Source organism: Pseudoalteromonas sp. MMG013 (assembly GCF_018100885.1).
GTDB classification, from domain to species: domain Bacteria; phylum Pseudomonadota; class Gammaproteobacteria; order Enterobacterales; family Alteromonadaceae; genus Pseudoalteromonas; species Pseudoalteromonas aurantia.
Genome location: NZ_JAGJEE010000003.1, coordinates 252,380 through 267,874 on the forward strand (window position 1 = coordinate 252,380; position 15,495 = coordinate 267,874).

General features: G+C 40.5%; 6 protein-coding genes. 5 read left to right on the plus strand and 1 reads right to left on the minus strand.

Features of this window, described 5'->3' with window-relative positions; translation table 11 throughout:
* Nucleotides 1-18 precede the first annotated feature (18 nt).
* The 3 genes from J8L98_RS04630 to J8L98_RS04640 all read left to right on the plus strand — a co-directional run bounded on the left by J8L98_RS04630 (nucleotide 19) and on the right by J8L98_RS04640 (nucleotide 8,770).
* Nucleotides 19-2,346: a DNA polymerase II gene (locus J8L98_RS04630; protein WP_210995502.1), complete on the plus strand. Its 2,328-nt coding sequence runs from the start codon at nucleotides 19-21 to the stop codon at nucleotides 2,344-2,346.
* Between the two features lie 199 nt (nucleotides 2,347-2,545).
* Nucleotides 2,546-5,410 (plus strand): TonB-dependent receptor, encoded by a 2,865-nt coding sequence (locus tag J8L98_RS04635; RefSeq protein ID WP_210995503.1) that lies wholly within the window; start codon nucleotides 2,546-2,548, stop codon nucleotides 5,408-5,410.
* A 495-nt stretch (nucleotides 5,411-5,905) separates the two neighbouring features.
* The gene (locus tag J8L98_RS04640) at nucleotides 5,906-8,770 is read left to right on the plus strand and encodes a TonB-dependent receptor (RefSeq protein WP_210995504.1); all 2,865 of its coding nucleotides are present in this window, start codon (nucleotides 5,906-5,908) and stop codon (nucleotides 8,768-8,770) included.
* Nucleotides 8,771-8,887: 117 nt separating this feature from the next.
* Here J8L98_RS04640 and J8L98_RS04645 read toward each other — a convergent pair whose 3' ends face one another.
* Nucleotides 8,888-11,218 carry a DEAD/DEAH box helicase gene (locus tag J8L98_RS04645; RefSeq protein ID WP_210995505.1) on the minus strand — a complete coding sequence of 777 codons (2,331 nt, stop codon included), beginning with the start codon at nucleotides 11,216-11,218 and terminating at the stop codon, nucleotides 8,888-8,890.
* A 114-nt stretch (nucleotides 11,219-11,332) separates the two neighbouring features.
* Between J8L98_RS04645 and J8L98_RS04650 the strand changes: the two genes are divergently transcribed.
* Both J8L98_RS04650 and J8L98_RS04655 read left to right on the plus strand, forming a co-directional pair.
* The gene (locus tag J8L98_RS04650; protein WP_210995588.1) at nucleotides 11,333-12,157 is read left to right on the plus strand and encodes a M90 family metallopeptidase; all 825 of its coding nucleotides are present in this window, start codon (nucleotides 11,333-11,335) and stop codon (nucleotides 12,155-12,157) included.
* A 95-nt stretch (nucleotides 12,158-12,252) separates the two neighbouring features.
* Nucleotides 12,253-15,423, plus strand: coding sequence for an amidohydrolase family protein (locus tag J8L98_RS04655; protein ID WP_210995506.1), 3,171 nt, complete (start codon nucleotides 12,253-12,255; stop codon nucleotides 15,421-15,423).
* Nucleotides 15,424-15,495: the final 72 nt, after the last annotated feature.

Here is a 15,495-nt window from a genome sequence, read left to right on the forward strand (position 1 = left end):
TTTAGATGGGGAACTGGTTTGACACAAGCGGTCTACCCGGGATTTATATTATCACGCCAACAGGTTAATCATAAAGGTCAACTTAATCTGTGCTTTTGGCTGAAAACTGAACAAGGAGTGTTTAGAGCCATAGTTGAAGCACAAACTCCGGTGTTTTTTATTCGCCAAAGTGAAGTTGAAAAAGTCACACACATTTTACAAGCTCGAAAAATACATACAGATATCCGAGATGTGAAGTTAAAGCATTTTGATGGCGAAGTGGTCTGTGCGTGTTATTTCACGACGGCCAAGAGGCTGTTTGATGCGAAACGCGTGTTAAAAGGCCAGTGTGCATTATATGAGGATGATATCCGGCATCACGACCGCTATTTAATGGAACGATTTATTAAAGGTGGTGTGTGGGTTACTGGCAATTATGTTCAAAAGCTAGGATATGTGCAAATAAATGACGCTCGGTTAAAAGCGTACCCAGACTACACACCTCAATTGTCAGTGCTGTCGTTGGATATTGAATGTAGCGGTGAAGGAATATTGTTTTCTGTAGGGCTAGCAAGCAGTGAAACTCAGTGCGTTATTATGGTCGGAGCGCCTCAAGAGGGTGATGAATACATCATTTGGGTCGCTGATGAGATTGAGCTGCTATACACCTTAATGTCAAAAATAAAAGAGCTAGACCCAGATGTATTGATTGGCTGGAATGTCATTGAGTTTGATTTCGTGGTGCTTGCAGAAAGAGCACTAGCGCTGGGTATTGATTTGATATTAGGAAGGGATGATGAAGCTATTTATGTGTATCGAGGTAATTATGTTCGAATACTCATCAGCGGAAGAGTGGTCATTGATGGTATTGATACTTTAAAAAATGCAACGTATCACTTTGAAAGCTTCAGCCTCGCTAATGTCTCTAAGCATGTACTCGGAAAAAGTAAGCTATTAGAGCAAGATAATCGACTAGAAGAGATTATTCGTCAATTCAATGAAGATAAGCTGAGCTTAGCTGCCTATAACCTGCAAGATTGCCAATTAGTACTGGCCATTTTTAGTAAATTGAAGTTGTTAGATTTTGCAATTGCTCGTACGAGATTAACCGGGTTGGAATTAGAACGTATGGGGGGATCTGTTGCGGCATTTACCAATTTGTACTTACCGCTGCTACATCGCAGTGGTTATATCGCGCCAAATTTAGGGGAGCACGGACTGAGTTTTGACAGCCCTGGTGGGTATGTTATGGAATCTAGCCCTGGCTTATATCGTAATGTTATTGTACTTGATTATAAGAGCTTATACCCATCTATCATTCGCACATTTTTCATTGACCCTTTAGCACTTATTACTGGGCTAAGAGCGCCTGCTGATGCTATTACAGGTTTTAATGGCGGTGTCTTTTCACGAGTTCATCATCATCTCCCCGAGCTCGTCGCTCGGCTTCTACATGCTCGCCAGGAAGCTAAGTTAACCTCAGACCCCATGTTGTCGCAAGCGATAAAAATAATTATGAATAGTTTATATGGCGTATTGGGCTCGACAGGCTGTCGGTTTTATGACCCGAGGCTTTCAAGCTCAATTACTTTGCGAGGACATGAAATTATGATGCAAACAAAGGCTTGGATAGAAGCTGAGGGTTATGAAGTTATTTATGGAGATACAGATTCTACATTTGTCTGTCTTCCAGAAAGTTGGGATGTCAAAAAGTGCAATGATACTGGCTTAATACTGATGAATTTAATTAATGAGCGCTGGAGAGAATATTGTGATGTGACGTTGCAGCTTAGGAGTTATTTAGAAATTGAATTTGAGACGCATTATAGTCCGTTTTTCTTACCCACAATACGTGGAGATAAAAAGGGGTCAAAAAAGCGCTACGTGGGACAAGTATTGGATAAAGGACATCATAAATTGGTGTTTAAGGGCATGGAGTCAGTGAGAAGCGATTGGACTAAAATTGCGAGAAACTATCAGGAAGAATTATTTGAGGCGTTATTTAGAGAACAAGATTTGTTTGGAATAACGGAACAATACATAAATAACATCCGTCAGGGTAAAGTAGACCATTTGTTGTTATATTCGAAACGATTGGGGCGGGAGGTTGAAATGTACACAAAAAATGTTCCTCCACACGTAAAGGCTGCCCGAAATCATATGATGAAAAACCCTTCAATAAAGTATCGAAAAGGCCAAGTAGTGACCTATATCATTACATTTGATGGGCCTCGTGTAGATGCGGTTCGAAGTGAGATTGATTACGAACATTATATAGAAAAGCAGATTTTTCCAATTTTGACGATGTTACCTAACTATGAAAATGTTTTTTTTAAGTTAACTGGTCAGAAGGGTTTTTCTTTTTAATATCATTGGTTTGTTACGTGAAAGTTTATTTATTGTTTGTTTTTATTTTGGGTAATTGATATTAATTCAATAATTAGTGTTGACGCTTACGTCACTGCTTGTTTAATATTCATGGTGAATGTTGCTTTTGTGCAATTAAATATAGAGGCTTAAGCCCGAAAAATTACAAGCTACTAACAAGTGGTCCTGGGAGATACAAATGTTAAATCAAAAAGTTTCAAAAGCGGTGCGTTTAGCTATCGCATTTGGCGCTGCGTCAACAGCAGCTTTTTCAGCAAATACGTTTGCTGCGGAAGGTGATGAACAAGTTGAACGTATTGAAGTTACCGGTTCAGCAATCAAACGTACAGATTTAGAAGGTGCGTTACCAATTGATGTTATCAGCGCAGCTGATATTGCAAAAACAGGTGTTACAAGTGTACCTGACCTTATCGCAACGTTACCTTCAATGCAGGGTTTCACTACCGCTGGTGAATCTGTAGGTGGTGGTGGTGGTGGTATTCAAACTGCTTCACTAAGAAACATTGGTGCAGAGTATACGCTAGTACTTTTAAATGGCCGTCGTATGCCTTCTGCTGACTCAGGTGGTACTATCAACCTGAATAACATCCCTTTAGCAGCAGTAAAGCGTGTTGAAATTCTTAAAGATGGTGCATCAGCACTATATGGTTCAGATGCAATCGCGGGTGTTGTTAACTTTATTCTTAAAGATGACGTACAAGACACGACTGTAAGTGCACGTTTTGATAAGCCAAAAGACACGTCAAGCTCAAGCATTTCTTTAACAACGGGCTTTGGTGATCTAAGCTCAGATGGTTTCAATATCTTGGCGTCAGTCAGCTATGAAGAGCAAGATAACCTTCAATCAATTGACCGTGATTTCGCTAAAACAGGTTTCATCAACTTTGAACATGGTGGCCAGAATTATCTAGCAGCCGCAGGTTCTGTAAATGCAATCCCTGGTAATGCTTATGTAACTTATAACACGCGTGATGCGGATGGTAACTTTGTTTATCAAAAGGATGCTGATACGGGTGAGTTCCTTCTTGATGCAGACGGCAACAAGAAAAACGTAACAGCGACGCATTCTTTCAACCCGTATGCAACTAAAAATGGTGGCACATGTCATGAAACAAGTGCGCCATCTGGTACTGCTTGTCAGTTTGACTACACAAGTACGCTACAAATTCAGCCAGAGACTGAGCGTACTAGCTTCTTCTTAAGTGGTGTTGCAGAAATTAACGACACAACGGAAGCTTACTCTTCATTGTCATACACTGATTTCTCATTGACATCGCGTATTGCACCTTACCCTACAGGTACATTTACACTACCGACAGATTCAAGTGTTGTACAAGCTAATGTAATTCCTCACCTTCCAGCTAATGTATTAGCTGATATGACACGTGTTGCAGCGCGCTGGCGTACACTGCCAGGTGGCAACCGTACAGATGAAAGAAATACGAAAACAAGTCATTTTGTTGCAGGTTTACGTGGTGAGATCAACGAATGGTCATACGATGTCGCTGTAACTGCAGGTGATTCTAAGCAAGAAAACACACGTATTACAGGTTACCCGTTAACTGAACCTTTCATGGCGCTTGTGACTTCAGGTGCAGTTGATATCTTTGATGCGCCAGAGAACCTATCTGATGAACAGCGTAAAATGGTAGCAGATACAATGTTCAGTGGCCTTTGGGAGACAACTGATACATCAATGCTAGCGGTTGAAGGTAAACTATCAGGTGCAATTGCAGACCTAGATGCAGGTACTGTTTATTTGGGTGTTGGTTTTGATTACCGTCAATCAGAGTACTCTCTAACGAATGGTAAAGGACAAAACGACGAGATCGTATTGTTTGAGTCAGCGGGTACTGAATTTGATTTAGACCGTGATGGTTACGGTGCATTTGCTGAGATTATTGTTCCTGTACTTGAGAACTTAGAAGTAACAGGTTCACTCCGTTACGACAACATTGGTGGTGTAACTGACTCACTACGTACTGGTAACACCAACGTAAGTGATGACGTAAATGATACGACGTATAAGATCAGTGCATCTTACCGCCCTACAGATGAGTTACTACTTCGAGCATCATACGGTACAGGCTTCAAAGCGCCAACAATGCGTCAAATTGGTGCACCTCGTCTAGAGTTTGGTGTAACAGCAACAGCGTATGACTGTAATGCACTTCTAGGTGCTACAAATCACCCACTTAAGCAGTTCTGTAACCCTGAGAAAATTCAGTATGACGTATACCGTGAAGGTAATGCGAACCTTTCTCCGGAAGAGTCAGAGCAATACTCAGTAGGTTTTGTATGGGCTGGTGATTCAGGCACAAGTTTCGGTGTTGATTACTGGAATATTGAAATGACAAACCAAGTTCGTCGTTTAGAACCAAACCAAATCTGGTTTGATTCTGCAACGTACGCAGATAAGTTTGTAACTAAGATTGATAATGGTACCGGTGATACTGTACTTGCCATCATTCGTTCAGCACAAAACGTTGGTAAATCAAACACATCAGGTATTGACTGGCATTTCGATCTAACAAATGAGTTATCATTTGGTACATTGAAAACGTCTATCCAAGGTACTTACCTAATTGAAGATGAGAGCCTAAAAGTTGGTACAACTGATGAATGGGATACTAGCCTTGGCCAAGTAGGTCCTGATGAGCAAGTTGCTTTCCGTAATATCATCAGTGTTAACAATACATTGACGCATGGCGATTTTACACACAGCTTGAACATTCGTTCACGCAGTGGTTATAGAGATGCGGCTGTAGGTGTTGCATTCCGAGTTTCAGAAGCAGATGACGTAACAAAAACTGTTGATGGCAACCTTATCCAGAAGCAAGTACCAGTATATACATTGTTTGACTACCGTTTAGGCTATGCTTATGGTGACAATGCAAACTTTACATTTGGTATTAAGAACTTATTTGATAAAGAGCCACCTTTAACATTCAATGGTTCAGCTGGTCACCAAGTAGGTTACGATCCACGTTATGCTGATGCATACGGACGTACTTTCTATGTTCAAGCTGATTACACGTTCTAATCATTCGTTAATTATTTAATTAGCTATTTGTATAAAAGCCTCACGAAAGTGAGGCTTTTTTTATGCCTGTTTACTGAAATTCAATTTTACAACTTATTTTTTTACATGTTTTTTGTCGATAATTTAAATTATTGAAATTTATTTCAAATCCTGAATTTTGCATTTTTAAATTTTTAATTAACTACTTGTTATCTTTTATTTATCTATGTGATTTTGTTTAAGTTCCTGTTTTTAGTACCCACGTCCCTTTTTTAATCTGTTTACTGTTGTTTTTTAATTTACGTTATTATCCTGAAATTTGGGATTGTTGGCTTGTGCGTGGAGTAACTCAAAGCTAATTAAGTGTTGACCTACGCTTTTTTCAAGGATTAGTATGTCACGCAGTTGTGAAATCGGTACTTTTGAATTGAAATTGAATCGAAATTTTCAACATACAAATAAAAATTATATAGATCAGTAGCTTACATATTTGCTGATCCCAGGGAGAAATCACACATGTTAAACAACAAAGTTTCAAAAGCCGTTCGCTTAGCGTTCGCATTTGGTGCAGCTTCAACTGCTGCTTTTTCAGCAAATACCTTTGCTGCAGAAGGTGATGAGCAAGTTGAGCGTATCGAAGTTACTGGTTCATCAATCAAGCGTACCGACCTAGAAGGCGCATTACCAATTGATGTTATTAGTGCAGCTGATATTGCAAAAACAGGTGTTACAAGTGTACCAGATCTTATTGCAACTTTACCTTCAATGCAGGGTTTCACGACTGCAGGTGAATCTGTAGGCGGTGGCGGTGGCGGTATTCAATCAGCTTCTTTAAGAAACTTAGGTGCTGAATATACACTTGTTCTTCTTAATGGCCGTCGTATGCCTTCTTCTGATTCAGGTGGTACTATAAACCTGAATAACATCCCTTTAGCTGCAATTAAGCGTGTTGAAATCTTAAAAGATGGCGCGTCAGCACTATATGGCTCTGACGCAATCGCGGGTGTTATAAACTTCATTCTTAAAGATGATGTACAAGAGACAACTATCAGTGCGCGTTACGACAAACCTCAAGATACGTCAAGCTCAAGCTTTTCAATCACAACGGGTTTTGGTGATTTAAGCTCAGACGGTTTTAATGTTTTAGCATCACTAAGTTACGAAGAGCAAGATAGCCTTCGTTCTGTTGATCGTGACTACGCTAAGACGGGTTTCATTAATTTCGAGCATGGCGGAGAGCAATACTTAGCAGCCGCTGGTTCTGTAAATGCGATACCTGCTAATGCGTATGCTGTTTATAATACACGTGATGATGCTGGTAACTTTATTTATCAAAAAGATGAAGATACTAATGAGTATATTCTTGATGCTGATGGTAATAAAAAGCATGTTACGGCTACGCATTCTTTCAACCCATATGCAAAAAATAATAATGGCACGTGTCATGAAACAAGTGCACCATCAGGTACAGCGTGTCAGTTTGACTACACGAGTACACTACAAATTCAGCCAGAGTCAGAGCGTACCGCCTTTTTCCTAAGTGGTATTGCAGAAATCAATGATACAACTGAAGCGTATTCTTCATTTTCATACACTGACTTTGCAATGATCTCTCGTGTTGCACCATACCCAACTGGTCCATTTACGCTACCAACAGAGTCAGATGTTGTACAAAAAAATGTTATTCCACACCTTCCAGAGAATGTACTAACGGATTTGACTCGTGTTGATGCACGCTGGCGTACACTGCCAGGCGGCAACCGTACCACTGAATATAATACCGTATCAAATCACTTTGTTGCTGGATTACGTGGTGAAATCAACGAATGGGCGTACGATGTTGCAGTCACGGCTGGCGATACGAAAAACGAAGAAACACGTATTACTGGTTTCCCATTAGAAAAAGAATTCCTAGCGTTAGCAAGTTCAGGTAAGGTTGATATCTTTGATGCACCAGAAAACTTGTCTGACGAACAGCGTCAAATGGTTGCTGACACTATGTTCAGTGGTCTTTGGCAAACAACAGATACATCAATGCTAGCATTTGAAAGTAAGTTATCAGGTGCACTTGCAGATATTGACGCAGGTACAGTCTATCTTGGTGTTGGTTTTGATTACCGTCAATCTGAATACTCTCTTACAAATGGCGCAGGACAAAACGCAGAAATAGTCTTGTTTGAAGCTGCTGGTACTGAGTTTGATTTGGAGCGTGATGGCTACGGTGCATTTGCTGAAATCATTGTTCCAGTACTTGAAAACTTAGAAGTAACAGGTTCACTACGTTACGATAACATCGGCGGTATTACTGATTCACAACGTACTGGTAACCAAAATGTGAGTGATGATGTAGATGATACAACGTATAAAATTAGCGCATCTTACCGTCCAACAGATGAGCTATTAGTTCGTGCATCATATGGTACTGGCTTTAAAGCACCAACAATGCGTCAAATTGGTGCGCCTCGTTTAGAGTTTGGTGTATCATCAGCGGCATATGATTGTAATGCACTTCTTGGTGCAACGAATCACCCACTTAAGCAATACTGTAACCCTGAAAAAATTCAGTACGATATGTACCGTGAAGGTAACGTAGAGCTTTCTCCTGAAGAATCAGAGCAGTACTCAGTTGGTTTTGTATGGGCTGGCGACTCAGGTACAAGCTTCGGTATCGATTACTGGAACATTGAGATGACAAATGAAGTACGTCGTTTAGAGCCAAACCAAATTTGGTTTGATTCAGCAACGTATGCAGATAAGTTTGTATCTAAGATCGATAGAGGAACGGGTGATACAACAGTTGCAATCGTTCGTTCAGCTCAAAACGTTGGTAAATCAAATACATCAGGTATTGATTGGCACTTCGATTTAACAAACGAGTTATCTTTCGGTACATTAAAAACGTCTTTCCAAGGTACTTATTTAATTGAGAACCGTAGTTTGAAAGTAGGTACAACTGATGAGTGGGATACTAGCCTTGGTCAAGTAGGTCCAGATGAGCAAGTTGCTTTCCGTAACATTATCACAGTGACTAACACTCTGACACATGGCGATTTTACGCATAGCTTAAACATCCGTGCACGCAGTGGTTATAGAGATGCAGCTGCTGGTGTTGCTTTCCGAGTGTCTAAAGCTGATGATGTATCAGAGGTTGTTGATGGTAATTTAATCCAAAGACAAGTACCTGTTTACACACTGTTTGACTACCGTTTAGGTTATGCGTATGGCGACAATGCAAATCTAACATTCGGTGTTAAGAACTTACTTGATAGAAACCCTCCTGTTTCATTCAACGGCGATGCTGGTCACCAAGTCGGTTATGACCCGCGTTATTCTGATGCATACGGACGTACTTTCTATGTTCAAGCTGATTATACATTCTAATAATTAGTAACTAAGTTAATTCTAATTTAGAATAAAAAAACCTCACTTATGTGAGGTTTTTTATTTTATTACAAAGCTATTTTTTATTTTAAATGACGTAATTAAATAGCTAAAAAATTAAATAACATTAACAGTTTTACTGGCCTTCTTATATTTAATGCTAAACCCAGACCATGCCGGTAGCTCCCACCGTTTAGGTAAATCTTTTCTTTTACCATTAAGATAATGCAGCGTTATCCGCTTGGCGTTGAAATGATATTCAACACTCATTGCTAAATCATTCAATTGAATTTCAAGTGGATGCTTCTCTACGAAAGATGACATTTCCCAAGTCTCGATACCTTGATAAGTTATATCGGTAGGATCAATTAATTCTAAATCTTGTTGTTCATCGACTCCAAGACTCTTTAATTTATTATAAATGTACGAATCTGAATGAGGTGTGTCGTCGATTATATTATTGGCCTGATTATATAGTGAGTGGTATTTTATTGCTTTACTAATTTGTTTTCCAATAGGTGAGAATAAAGTGTCATTTAATATAAGTTGACAACATGCATCAAGCAGAGTGGGTCCTTGCGGTATTAACTTCTTCTCGCTAATTTTCACACCAGAATAAGAGTATATTGAATTAACCATGATAATATCGTCGATTAACTCAGCATGACTTACAGTATGTTCCCCTAAATTTAATTTATTGATTAATGAAGTTGAAAAGGGCGCATTGAGTGTGGCGAGAGTCATAGCTTGCTTAGTACCTTTTCCTGCTAATGCGTAAGTATTGAGCACGAGCATTGCGTGACATTGCGCACTGATACGAGAATCTTTTGCTGGTATAACTTCAATTGTACCATTGCCAAATGCACCCCGTCGGTTTTGGCGCTTTATGTAAACTGAGGTCGGTTTAGCATAAGCGATAGCTTCAACTAAATCACTGTGATTGAAACTTGCTGCATATTTTAGTTCAGGTAAGTCAAATGCACTACGAAGCAACTCACTAAATTGGATGGCTTCACGCAGTGCATCACACTCAATAATAAGGTCGGTTACTTGGCCTCTTACTACCCCAATCGCCAGTTCTAAGTCACACGCATTTGGGAGCTGCAGATTCAATGATTCAATTAACGTTTGTTGCTTTGGAAGTTGGTAAACTTTAGCTGGAACAGTGAGCAGTGCTGCAATATCAATCATGGCTTGTTTAAGTGAGTTATTTGGCATTGAATTGATAAGGTATGCCAGCTCTATATCGATAGGTAGAGGGTATAACCTCTTACCTAAGTCAGTTGCCTTGCCTTGCATATCAATGGCACCTATCGAGGTTAATATTGCTACCGATGCCTGTTTTGATTTAAGTGGCAGTGCTTCGATAAACTCTAATGAATCAATACCATGACTAGAACAAGATGCCGCTAATACGAGTTCAGTTAGGTTTTCTCGCAGTATTTCAGGCGGAGTGGATGAAATCAAAGGTGCGTACTTCCCGTATAATCGTATACACAGGCCTTGCTGCGTGCGTCCCGCACGCCCTAAACGTTGTTTGGCAGAGTCTTTGCTAATTGTATCTAAGGCCAGTACTGTTTTTTCTGCTCGAAGATGAGTACGTCGTTCTAGGCCAGAATCAATAACACAGCTTATATTGGGTATGGTCAACGATGTTTCAGCAACATTTGTGGAAAAAATAATCCGTTGCTCGGTTTGCGCTTTTAACGCAAGTTCTTGTTGTTGCTTAGCGCACCCCCCATACAAGCTGACGACGAGCTTATTCAATTTTTTTGCAGCGGCAGCGGCAGCCTGTATTTCGGCTTTACCAGGTAGAAACACTAGGATATCGCCTTGCGTTTGCTTTAATGCATAGCTACATGCATCAACTGTACGTTCGCTAAGTTGGTCTTTTGAGGGCATTTCGTTGCTATTTGAAGTAAAGAAAACTTCTTCTACCGGATACATGATACCGTCACTGTGTAGCAGTTTTGCATCAAGATAGTCTGTTAATTTTTTGGTGTTGAGTGTAGCTGAAGTGATTATCAGGCGATGTTTTTTATGTTGCTTGAGTAAAGCAAGCATCAAATCTATATCCCAACGACGTTCATGGAATTCGTCTAACATAACGACACTAAATTGACTCAGTTTGTCCTCAAAAAACCACCTGAGAGCAACCCCTGGCGTAACAAATACCACGTCTGATTGTTCATTGAAATGTGTTTCAAATCGAATAGCATAGCCTATTTTAGAGCCAAGTGGTTGGCCACTTTTTAGAGCTAAGTACTCAGCTAGCGAGGTGCAAGCAATTCTCCTCGGTTCAATGACAAGGACCTTACCGATGTTGCTTGCCCAAATCGGTAGACAAGTTGATTTACCAGATCCAGTTGCGGCACTGACAATCACATCACTGTGTGTAATTGTAGAAAGAAAATCGGTTTTTATCTTATCAATTGGGAGAGTGTGCATCGAGTTCCTGGAGACGTGTCGTCATTTAGAGTGACGCAATTTTATCAAATTCATATTGAAAACACTGCATGTCGTACCAATTTAGTTTTAAAAGGTGAATAAGTAATCAATATGATAATCAATAGTGTGTTATTACTGGCATTGGTGGCGTTTGTTCTGGTTTATTGGCGCTGGGGTGAAGTACAAGGCTATGTTTGGAAAAGAAAATATCAACAGCAAAGTTTGTCTGAACAAGATAAAGCAACCTTACTAAAGTATATGTCAATTTATCGCAATATGACCGATAAGGAGCGACATGCTTTGGAGTGTCATATTGTGTGGTTTTTAGGTGAAAAGCGTATCCTTGGTCGCGATGGGCTTAAAATTAATCGCGCAATGGAAGTAATTGTGGCAGCAGATGCATGCTTGTTAGTGCTTAATAAACCATGGCCATTATATCCCAACGTGAAAGAGGTACTTTTATATCCAAGCAGTTATTATGTGCCACAAACCAGTAAAGATGGCGCAGGGCTAGTAAATTATCATACATCTGTGAGGCAAGGCGAATCTTGGCCTGGCGGTACACTTGTTTTAAGTTGGCATGATGTACTTGAAGGCAATAGATTACCGGGAGATGGACATAATTTGGTTTTCCATGAGTTTGCACATCAGCTCGATCAGCAAACGGGACATACCAATGGCACACCTGAGTTGTCCAAGGGTCAAGATTACAAAGAGTGGGGAAAGGTGTTTCAACGTGCTTATAGTAATTTAAAAAGCCATGTGGCGTATCAGATGCCTCATGTCATACATAGCTATGGTGCCACTAATGAAGCAGAGTTCTTTGCGGTGCTAACCGAAACATTTATCGAAAAGCCCCATGAATTGAGAAATTATGATCCAGAGCTTTATGGGTTACTGCATCAGTATTATCAATTTAACCCAAGCAACTGGGTTTAGTGAGCGTTAATTTCAGTCATTGATGGCATTTTTCTGGAAATTTGCAGGTTATTTTGTTGGTATAGTCACAACAACATAACCAGAGTAAAAAAGTAATGAAGAAGTACTTACTAAGTGCCCTCGCATTGGGTGTATCTATAGCAACAACAGCACAAGAACAAGAAAAACCTGAAAAGTGGCAAGTCGATACACCGCCAGGGCAGTTTATTGATGCCAACATATCGGTTGATCAAGGTACTTGGATGAATATCGATGTGAGCCCGGATGGCAAATCCTTGGTATTTGATTTACTTGGTGATATTTATATTATGCCGATGTCTGGGGGCCAAGCTAAACAATTAACCAGTGATATTGGGTGGCAGATGCAACCACGCTTTAGCCCAGATGGACAGTCTATTGCCTTTACCTCAGACCAAGGAGGGGGAGACAATATTTGGGTGATGAATATCGATGGCTCAGAACAAACTGCGGTAACAAATGAAACTTTTCGGTTGTTAAATAGCCCTACTTGGAGTCCTGATGGGGATTTTATTGCAGCTCGTAAACACTTTACAGGGACTCGCTCCTTAGGTGCAGGAGAAGTGTGGCTGTATCACAAAGCTGGTGGCCAAGGTGTGCCGTTAACGACACGTGAAAATGACCAAAAGGATTTGGGGGAGCCTGCGTTTTCACCTGACGGAAGATATGTGTATTTTTCACAAGATGCGACTCCAGGTAAAACGTTTCATTACTCAAAAGATTCAGTTGCTGGTATATATAAAATCAAACGCTTAGATCGAGAAAGTGGAGAGATAGAAGTTATTTTATCCGGTATGGGCGGCGCGATTAGGCCTACGCCATCACCAGATGGAAAACATTTGGCGTATGTTAAACGAGATGACTTTCAATCTAGCTTATATCTCTATAATTTAGAATCTGGGAAAGAAACTAAGCTCTATGGCAATTTAGAGCGAGATATGCAAGAAACTTGGGCTATTCATGGTGTTTACCCAACCATAGCGTGGACTCCTGATAATGAGAGGTTAGTTTTTTGGGCTGGTGGCAAACTTCATGAATTGGATGTTGAGAGTAAAAAGTCTCATGAAATTGCTTTCTCTGTAACCACAACCAAAAAAATTCAAAAAGCATTACGCTTTGCACAGAACATCGATCAAACCGAGTTTGACATTAAAATGCTCCGTAACGTGCAGGTTTCACCAAATGGAGAAACGGCTATTTTCGAAGCGCTAGGACATATTTATAAGCGTGATTTATCTTCAGGGAAAGTGAAACGACTTACTCGTCAAAATGATCATTTTGAATTGTTTCCACAATTCTCTAGAGATGGTAAAAAAATTGTTTATGTGACTTGGGATGACCAAAAGCAAGGTAGTATTCGAGTCGTATCTGCAAGAAATGGCAAAGGGAAAGCTATCACGTCACAAAAAGGGAAATACGTCGAGCCAACGTTTAGCCCTGATGGTAGAACAATCGTCTACCGAAAAGTTTCTGGAAGCAGCTTATTGGCCCGTGAGTGGTCATTAAAAGCGGGTATTTATCGGGTGTCGAGTAAAGGTGGAGATGCTGAGCTTATTTCAGAAGAAGGTTTTCAACCACAGTTTGGAGCGAATAATAATCGTATTTTCTTAATGAATGAAGCGCCCAAACCACAGTTACTGGCAGTAGACCTTGATTCGAAAAAAACCAAAGTACTGTATAATTCCAATCATGCGACTGAGTTTAGAGTATCGCCAAATGGGAAGTATTTGGCATTTGCAGAACGGTTCAAAGTGTTTGTTACACCATTTGTAGAAAGTGGTAAGCCAATTACTATTTCACCATCAGATAAACAGTTTCCAGTTGAGCAGCTGTCACAACGTGCCGGTGAAAACATCAGTTGGAGCACCGCGAGTGACACATTATATTGGAGTTTAGGGCCTGAGCTGTACCACGCAAGCTTGGATGGCATGTTTGACATTAATAAAGCTAAAGATGCCGATTTCAAAGTTAAAAGTGGTGAGTCGATAGGATTTAAGCATGACATGGCTGAACCGAGTGGGTTCACTGCATTAGTCGGGGCTACGATTGTTACCATGGAAGGTGATAAAGTGATCCATAATGGCGTAATACTGACAGACGGTAAGCATATCAAAGCCGTGGGGAGCACTGAACAGGTCAAGATCCCTAGAGAAGCAAACATTGTAGATGTATCAGGTCAAACTATTATACCGGGGATTGTTGATGCGCACGCCCATACATCACAAGGCAGTAGTGAAATTATCCCAGAGCAAAACTGGCGCAATTTAGCGGGGTTGTCTTTGGGTGTTACAACAATTCATGATCCTTCGAATGATACAACGGAAGTTTTTGCCGCCAGTGAATTACAAAAAGCGGGTAAAATAATTGGGCCTCGGATTTTTTCAACCGGGACGATATTATATGGCGCGAATGTGGCGGGCTATACTTCACATATTGATTCATATGAAGATGCGAAGTTTCATCTAGAACGCTTGCAAAAGGTCGGCGCGTTTTCTGTGAAATCATACAATCAACCGCGTCGCGAGCAACGTCAACAAGTTGTCGAAGCGGGTCGAGAATTAGGTATGATGGTGGTGCCTGAAGGCGGCTCGTTACTGCAACATAACTTAACCATGGTTGTAGATGGCCATACTGGTGTTGAGCATTCAATTCCTGTGGCGAATATTTATGATGATATTGAGCAGTTATGGGCACAAAGTGATGTGGGTTATACGCCGACGTTAGGTGTCGCATATGGGGGTATTTGGGGGGAAAACTACTGGTATGATAAAACGGACGTATGGAATCACCCTAGATTAAGTAAATTCGTACCTAAGAATCAACTGTTGCCACGCTCTATGCGCCGTATGAAGTCACCAGATCATCATTATAATCACTTTAATAATGCGCGTGTCGCGAAAGAACTGCAAGATCTTGGCATTTTAGTTAATCTTGGCGCACATGGTCAACGAGAAGGGTTAGCTGCTCATTGGGAGATTTGGATGTTTGCACAAGGTGGAATGTCGTCTTTAGAAGCACTACGAGCAGCCACGCTTGACCCAGCTAAATATGTGGGGTTAGATAAACATATCGGCTCGATAGAAGTCGGAAAACTGGCTGATTTAGTGGTGATCAATGGTGATCCTTTAAACAACATACGAGATACAGACAAAGTGTCTTATACTATGATCAATGGCCGTTTATTCGATGCTGCAACAATGCAAGAAGTTGGAAAAAAGCCCAGAGCGAAGCTATATTTTGAGGAATAATTAAGCCGTTTATTTTGGGCCCTGCATTAATGCGGGGCTTTTTGATACAACGGTTTTAAGACTATTTGTTGA

What these genes read in the sequence shown, in the direction of transcription:
- J8L98_RS04645 (WP_210995505.1), bottom strand. Translation starts at nt 11,218, where the DNA reads ATGCACACTCTCCCAATTGATAAGATAAAAACCGATTTTCTTTCTACA.
- J8L98_RS04635 (WP_210995503.1), top strand. Translation starts at nt 2,546, where the DNA reads ATGTTAAATCAAAAAGTTTCAAAAGCGGTGCGTTTAGCTATCGCATTT.
- J8L98_RS04640 (WP_210995504.1), top strand. Translation starts at nt 5,906, where the DNA reads ATGTTAAACAACAAAGTTTCAAAAGCCGTTCGCTTAGCGTTCGCATTT.
- J8L98_RS04655 (WP_210995506.1), top strand. Translation starts at nt 12,253, where the DNA reads ATGAAGAAGTACTTACTAAGTGCCCTCGCATTGGGTGTATCTATAGCA.